The 7,823-nt window shown below is 32.4% G+C and carries 5 protein-coding genes and 2 pseudogenes; 5 read left to right on the top strand and 2 right to left on the bottom strand.

Going from position 1 to position 7,823, the window contains the following annotated elements; all coding sequences use genetic code 11:
- From mgtE to AC1DJR_RS17485, 3 genes and pseudogenes are all read left to right on the top strand, one after another.
- A partial coding sequence (mgtE, locus tag AC1DJR_RS17495) for a magnesium transporter (protein WP_477003127.1) occupies window positions 1-924 on the top strand: 924 nt, incomplete at its 5' end.
- A 160-nt stretch (window positions 925-1,084) separates the two neighbouring features.
- Window positions 1,085-2,182, top strand: a complete 1,098-nt coding sequence (locus AC1DJR_RS17490; RefSeq protein ID WP_477003126.1) for a phosphodiester glycosidase family protein — start codon at window positions 1,085-1,087, stop codon at window positions 2,180-2,182.
- A gap of 844 nt (window positions 2,183-3,026) precedes the next feature.
- Window positions 3,027-3,779 (top strand): annotated as a pseudogene (locus tag AC1DJR_RS17485) (cation diffusion facilitator family transporter); the annotation flags it as partial.
- Window positions 3,780-3,960: 181 nt separating this feature from the next.
- Here AC1DJR_RS17485 and AC1DJR_RS17480 read toward each other — a convergent pair.
- Window positions 3,961-4,047: pseudogene (locus AC1DJR_RS17480) on the bottom strand (DUF4878 domain-containing protein); the annotation flags it as partial.
- 263 nt (window positions 4,048-4,310) lie between these two features.
- Between AC1DJR_RS17480 and AC1DJR_RS17475 the strand changes: the two are divergent.
- Both AC1DJR_RS17475 and AC1DJR_RS17470 read left to right on the top strand, forming a co-directional pair.
- On the top strand, window positions 4,311-5,795 hold the full coding sequence (locus AC1DJR_RS17475; RefSeq protein ID WP_477003125.1) for a WD40/YVTN/BNR-like repeat-containing protein: 1,485 nt from the start codon (window positions 4,311-4,313) through the stop codon (window positions 5,793-5,795).
- A gap of 727 nt (window positions 5,796-6,522) precedes the next feature.
- Complete coding sequence (locus tag AC1DJR_RS17470) at window positions 6,523-6,828, top strand: hypothetical protein (RefSeq protein WP_429688952.1); 306 nt, start codon at window positions 6,523-6,525, stop codon at window positions 6,826-6,828.
- A gap of 273 nt (window positions 6,829-7,101) precedes the next feature.
- Here the strand turns inward: AC1DJR_RS17470 and map are convergent.
- On the bottom strand, window positions 7,102-7,823 hold a 722-nt coding region (map, locus tag AC1DJR_RS17465; RefSeq protein ID WP_477003124.1), incomplete at its 5' end, for a type I methionyl aminopeptidase.

Genomic DNA, 7,823 nt, shown 5'->3' with positions numbered 1-7,823 from the left:
GCAGTTAGAGGGAATTGGTCAGTAAAAATGACATTGAAGTACATTAGGGAGCATTCTGAAAATGTAGAATCAATATCTTATATCTATGTTCTTGATAGTCATGGTTATCTTAAGGGAATCGTTTCCATACATGAGTTATTACTAGCAGCAGATGAAGAAATATTATCTACTATCATGATTCAAGAGGTAATTTCAGTACACGCTGAAGTTGATCAGCAAGAAGTTGTAAAAAAGCTACTGAATTATAATTTAGCAGCATTACCCGTAACAACAGCAAATAATGAAATGATTGGTATTATAACATTTGATGACGTAATGAATGTTATGGAAGCAGAAGCTACAGAAGATATCCAAAAGTTAGGCGGAAGTGAACCGTTAAATCAATCTTACTTTGAATCTAGTATTTGGAGCATTTTCTTCAAACGTCTACCATGGTTATTGCTTCTTTTTGTTGCTGAAGCATATACAGGTACAGTACTAAAGTATTTTGAAGACGAAATTGAAACAGTAGTTGCCTTAGCTTTCTTTGTACCGTTATTAGTAGGTACTGGAGGAAATACAGGAACACAGGTTGTAGCAACAATTACTCGTGCAATCGGTATTGGAGAGGTGAAATTTAAAGACATTTTCCGTGTAATGAAAAAGGAAYTTGCAATTGGCATGCTTCTTGGACTTGCACTTGGGGTAGCTGGGCTCACTCGTGCTTATATGTTAGGAGTTGGAACAGAAGTTGCACAAGTTGTAGCAATCACTTTATTATTTATTGTTATTTGGGCCTCTCTTGTTGCAGCTGTTTTACCTTTGATTCTGAGAAAATTAAAATTAGATCCTGCAGTCGTTTCTGGTCCATTTATTACAACATTTGTTGACGGAACAGGATTAGTAATTTATTTCATGGTTGCAAAAACGTTATTAAATTTGTAAATATACACTGAAATAAATACGAAATGTAGAATAAGTATTTTCCTTTGCTTGCCAAGACATAGTGGGGAACTCGGGAATGAGGGAAACAAACACTTTTGTCTTTAGGCAAATAATATCTTAAAGGATTCATTGAATGTAATTAATGCCGGAGGAGAAACCTATGAAACATCTAAGAAAAATCTTCAAACGAATTTTGCTTCTTTTTTCTATTTTCATGCTTATTGGCATAGGAATATTATTTGGTACTAACTATGGCCGAGATCTTCGTGTAACAATTTCTGGAAGTATACTAACTTCTCAGCATCCACAATATGCGAAATATACATTCCTATCCCAAAAGGAACTAGATAAACTGCAAGATAGAATTAATCATCCAAAATGGTCAAATAGTGATGAGGCTATTTATAAAAAAATAGCAGGAAAAAGATTAGAAGAATTAAAAAATCAGCCATTAGAAATTGATGTAGAAACAATTAAAAGTAATAAAGATAGTCGTTTTCTTTTCGAAGGAAAGTTAATTACCATTAGCAATCCCTTCAATGTTAAACTTGTTAGCCATCAAGGAACACAAGGAGCTAACAGGGGAGAAAAAATTAGTGTAATGGCAAAACGTAATCATGCACTTGTTGCTGTGAATGCAAGTGGATTTGCTGATGAGACAGGAAGAGGTGGAGGAAATGTTGCAACTGGAATAGTAATAGAAAATGGAAAAGCTATTGATACAAATATAGATAAAAATACCCCTACAATTATTACCGGTTTAACAAAGTTTGGACAAATGATAACAGGAAATTATTCTACCCAACAACTYTTRGATAAACAAGTCGTTTCMGCAGCAGGATTTATGCCACAGTTAATTGTAAATGGAGAAAAAATGATCACAGAAGGAGACGGYGGTTGGGGTTCTGCTCCRCGAAGTATTATGGCYCAAAAAGARGAYGGCACAWTAATGTTTCTWGTGATAGATGGTAGACAAACACATAGCATAGGAGCCACGTTAAAAGAGTGTCAAGATATTCTATATGAAAAAGGAGCAATAAATGCAATGGCTATGGATGGAGGTTCTTCTGCTACGCTATATTTAGGAGGAAAGGTTATAAATTCACCTTCTACATTATCCCATGAAGATCGTTATTTACCGAATGCTTGGATGGTAACAGCAAACCAAAAACAAGAAATAAGGGTGACAATAGATGGGAAAAAAATAGATACTAAAAAATCAGATGAATTTGATGCAAATATTTCAACTGATTTATGAATTCTTAAATAAATGAAGGATTAATTAAAGTTTAAAAACTAACATACAAAGAGCGTCATAAAATTGAAAGTTTTATCATTTAACATTCATTAAAGAAAAGCGTATAGAGATACTCAATCATATGGAAAATCTCCAAGAAGTTAAAAGAAGGATAAATAATGTATACAGTTTACACTCATATTCAATTATATGCTTTTAATCTTATAGTATTTGCTACAGCTATGTGAAATGGACAACCTGTAAAAATAATTGTTGTGATCAGATGAGTAAAGATTAATGCGCAGAATGAATTAGTAATCATACCTGAAAACATTTCATCAAACATCAAAGCAACACATTAGTCGCTTTGATGTTTGTAATGATAAAAGGGTGATAAAAAACATAAACAATAGGTGTATCAAGCAAAGGGATAATACACCTTAAAACTACATTGTTAAACAACATGCGTCGTCGTGTAGTATATCTTATTTATCTTTAATTATTTTAGGTTCAGTATTACATCTTATAGATCGTTTTTTCTATGATTTCCTAATTTCCAACTCTCGTCTTTTTATTCAATCATAATTACTATTTTAAGGATGTTAAAGTAACTCCAATACTAAACGTAAAAGGAATAAAAAAGCATGGCATTTTGTGTCACTCTTTTTACACTTCATAACAAATAAGGATAAAAGAACAAAGTAAGTTATGCTTTAAACCTTTACTGATAGGAGAAAATGTTTGTATAGACCCACACACTTATTATTGGGTAATGTATGAAAGAAATTAAAATGATGAGACATAGACTTATAACTACACAATTGAATTAAACAATAATATTTTGAAACAAGAGTAAAGTTAAGGTGATGTTGTAGCATCCGTAGCCTCATTGGGATCAATGAAAATTTCAAACCAGCCAGCTGATGAAGATCATCCTTATGGACATGGTAAAGCAGAAGTTATATCATCAGGAATTGTAGCTGTGATTTTAATTTTAGCGGCTTTATTTATGGCTTATGAATCAATAAAGTCATTATTTGAACCAGCGACAGAACCCCATATAATTGCTTTTATAGCAGCGATTATTTCATTAATATGGAAGCAAATTTTATATGTATACACAATACGAATTGGTCGAAAAACAAGCAGCAAAGGGCTTATAGCAACTGCTTATGATCATCTTGCTGATGTTTATGCCTCAATTGCAGCTGTAATTGGAATTGGTATTGCTTTGATAAACAATATCTATTCCATTCCATATGCAGCATATGGGGATCCTTTAGCTGGTATTATCGTTTCCTTTTTCGTATTAAAGTTAGCGATTAGTATGGGGAAAGAATCAATATATATATTAATGGAAGGTGGTATTCCTACCGAGAAATGTAGTGAATATAAGAGAATAATTCAGGCCCATCCTTTTGTAAAAAGAATTGATAGAATGCGCGCACGTGATCATGGTCACTATGTATTAATTGATATTAGAATTAGTGTTCCGGCACATTTAAGCATCCAGCAAGGACATGATATTTGTAGGGATATAAAAACTACTATTATAAATCAGAACCCAGAAATATATGAAGTACTAATTCATTTAAACCCATGGTATGAGGAGAAGTAGGTTTATTGAATTATAGATAGGTATAAGTAAGTAGTTAAACCGTCCTTTTTAGATATTGGAGAATTGGTCGACTTGTATAATGTCCATAATTAAAAAACATTTATAGTTATGAGTACAATACATCTCAAATAAATTATTTATAGAAGAAAAAACGTCCTATTAAAATATAGGACGCTTTTATCTATGATTTACTAATTTCCCAACCTTCGCGTATTTTCTCTAATTCAATTACAATTACCTTTGAATCTTTTTTATACAAAGCATCAACAAAATCTGAAAGATAAATATCATTGAGGGGAATGAATTAATATATGAGGGTTCATTTTCAATATTTGTCTCTCAAATGAAGCAACTTTAGTATTCACTCAAAAATCCATTGTCTATGAAACAACTAGATTTTTAAACGGCTTTAATAGACATCTGCCATTTACATAGACAGATGTCTATTGTATTTTTGGCGGCAAGATTAAATAGCTTTTTTGTTACTTTACAATAAAGTATACTTAATATCAGTAATTCATGTAATTAGGAGTGATTTCTATATTTAAGGAAAATGCAAAAAGGATACTTCTGTCATTAGTAACAAATCCAATACTAATAATTGTATACGGGATTTTTTGTTATGAGTTAGCCTTATACTGTAAGTACGGAAGAATGAATTATAATATTTATATTTTTTTATTATGTATAGTACTTTTTATATCCATGACTACATTTACTACAATGCGGGTGATAAAAAATAGAGAATATGAATCTAAAAAATTAACTAATTCAATAGCATGGAGATCCATTTCTATTATCATTATTGTTGCAATTACATCATTTTATGGGATGCAGATTTATAAAAGTGCAATAAATTACAATGGCAAATTGGCATGGTTTATAGAAAGGTTAAAACATGAAAGGTCAGTTAAACTTAAACATAATAATATATATGAATCTGGAGTAGAAGGTATTTTTGAAGATATAAATAAAAAATATCCTTTGCCAAAGAAATTGTATATGGCAACTGATTTTGATCTTACATTTCATTCAGATGGAACAATCACAGCGTTTGATACATTTGTTTATGGGAAAAATGTTGATGGGAAAGAAGAAACTTATTTACTCTCTTATAATGAGAAGAAATCAGAAGATATTACTATAATACGAGACGGATATGCAAAGCCTGATTATGATGATGATAAATTAGTAGAACCTTTAATTAAAACGGTTAAGGCGATTCCAGTTAAGCAAACGGTTAGAAAGTGGAATGAAAGTAAGTATGGGTTGATTTATTATGGAAAAAGAAATTGGGGATCCAATACAGAGGGAATTATTAATATTACTGAGGATGGTAAGGGGCAGAGTCTTAAAGAAGCAGCTTCTGATATCATTGGATATACTGTATCTATATATGTCCCTGGAAAAGAGAAAGAGCTAGTCCCTGCTAGATATAATTTAATATGTGACGCAAGTTGGAGTAAATCAAAGACGCCTCCAAATGAAGATAGGCTTAAAGAGAAGAAACAACAAGATTTAAAGAATGAAAAAGAACAGTTTTTCCTATCAAAAGAAGTTGGTTATAAACTAAATATGACAGATAAAGCATTAGGGAGCGCCTTTTATTCATTAAGCAGGACTAGTGATGAAGGGGAAACATGGGAGGTTATCAATCCAGACCCATTTAATAGGGGGATTGGTAGTGTATCAGGGATCACTTTTATAAATGATAAACTTGGGTTTTTAGGAGCAGTTAGACCTTCTGGTAATGAGGGAGAGTTATATCGCACAGATGATGGGGGGGTATCTTTCAAAAAGGTAGAATATCCGCCGCATGAAGTGAAATTAGATCATACACAGTCCACAATAAGTCCTTTTGATTCTCCTAGTATGCCATATGAGAAAGATGGGGTTTTTAATATGCTAGTTKGACAAGGGGCAGATGGAGACTACAATGGCGATAGTAGTGCACTTTATCAATCAAAAGATAACGGAGAGACATGGGAATTTGTAGAAGAAGTGAAAAAGAAATAATCAGAATGTTTTTTTGAAAAATAAGGTAACATTAGTACCTTCTTGTAGGACAAGGGTTATAAGAGGTGGCAGAAAGTTGCAAATAATTAGAAAATTTTATATCAATTTATTATATATTACATTTATGTAAAGATTATTGTGAGTACATTTTTTAAAACTTTCCCCTAATAAAGTTTTGAAAGAGTTGTCTCAACATTCTCCATGTTGTAAGTATGCCAAGGAAAGAGAGCCTATATGGGTTCTCTTTTCTTTTAAAATTAATTTTTTAATCTCATATTTAAGTAGTATAAAACTCTATCAGGGATACCATTGCTGTATTTAACAACAAGGGAAGATAAAACCAATAGTATTGTTTTCGCCTTTTTCATAAATGATTATTAAAGATACTATATGAGAAAAGGGATAAATAAGTATATTTTTCCAGAAATTAAAAAATTAGCTAGCAAAAGTTAATTGCCCTTTGAATAAGAAGAACATCAATAGAAGATGAAAGTTTGCCCGAATTATGTCTAAGCTTAAAACTTTCTTTTTTTAATATGGTGAGGCTTCTTATGTAAAAACAAGCCATAAAATAACTTGATTTGATTTTATTACACTTGATTATATATTTATTTAGTGTATCATTATGTAAAATTATCAACAGTCTCAATCTATGGCAACATCCCTCTCCGAATTTTATTCAGAGATACAAAAATACGAAGAAACAGTACAAACATGGTCGTATCTGATGTCACAGTTACCACTACGTGACTCAGATGATTTCGCTGTTGCACAAAACACAGTTGTCTATTTAGTAGCTCCAGTTATGAATTTGATTCAGTTTAAGGAGCACGTTTCAACTGTTATTCGGAAAGTCCATAGAATATGGAGCGCTATATCTTATGATTTAAAAGAACTGGCAGATAATATTGAGGATATCGAAAATTTGGAGGAGTTCATTGCTGCTTTAGAACTTGAATTGGCCTTTGAAGATTGGAAAGCAATTCGTGATGAAGCTGAAGACTTCTATAAAAACGCAATTAACATTTCTTGAGGCTAATTATTCTTATTATAAATGTAGAGTATCCCTCTATCAGCTAAACGAACAAAACTAAGAAAATGTTAAATGTAGCTTTAAAATAAAGTTTGATTAAAATAGCTCACCGTGACCCCTTATTTTCAGCAAATATAAAAACTCCATTTTGAACAAAGATTGATCAAAATGGAGTTACCTTTAAAAATCTCGTATAAAATTTTTATAAGAAAGTTTGATTATTTTAACTACCCTTCTTCAACGCTGAAGCACCCGATTRTGGTRTTAGTGCTCTTACAATGTAGTAATAATCGGTCCTTCCTTGGTAAGRATAAYCGTATGTTCGTATTGAGCCACAAAGCTTTCATCGGTTAGGMAGGTCCATCCATCTTCGGATTGGAAAACTTCCTCTTCAAATGTAGAGATCATAGGCTCAAAGGCAATTACCATACCATCYTTTAAAATTTCATCATCCCAKKGRGMRAAGTAATTGAAAATRTGTTTTGGTTCTTCATGAATCGARCGYCCAACACCATGTCCAGTAAGATTTTTTATGACTGTTAAGCCATGCTGTTTCGCTACATTGTGTGCAGCTTTTCCGAGCGCGCTTTTTTTTGAACCTGGCTTTGCCTTCTTAAGTCCAGCATAGAATGCATCTTTAGCTACGTCACATATTTTCTGTAAAGTTGGCTCTCCTTCCCCTACTACAAAGGAAATTCCGGTATCCGCGAAATACCCGTTTTTTGAACCTGAAACATCAATATTTACTAGGTCCCCTTCTTGAATGGTCCGTGTCCTCTTCGGAATCCCGTGCGCTACTTCTTTATTTATGCTAATGCACGTATATCCAGGAAAATTGTATTCTCCTTTTGGGGCAGATTGAGCTCCTGCTTTTTCAAACATCTCTCTCGCAATTTCATCGAGTTCTTTTGTGGTAATTCCAGGTTTCGTACTATGGACTAATTCATCTCGAATCGCCCCACAGATTTCACCAATTACTTTTAAGCCATTAAAAT

It is taken from the genome of Bacillus sp. 05T31 (genome assembly GCF_056396725.1).
Note: the sequence above shows the minus strand (reverse complement) of the source record. Positions and strands in the feature narration are given on the sequence as shown.

Bases quoted from the DNA above. Each gene is read 5' to 3' on its own strand.
- AC1DJR_RS17470 (WP_429688952.1), top strand. From the start codon at position 6,523: ATGTCACAGTTACCACTACGTGACTCAGATGATTTCGCTGTTGCACAA.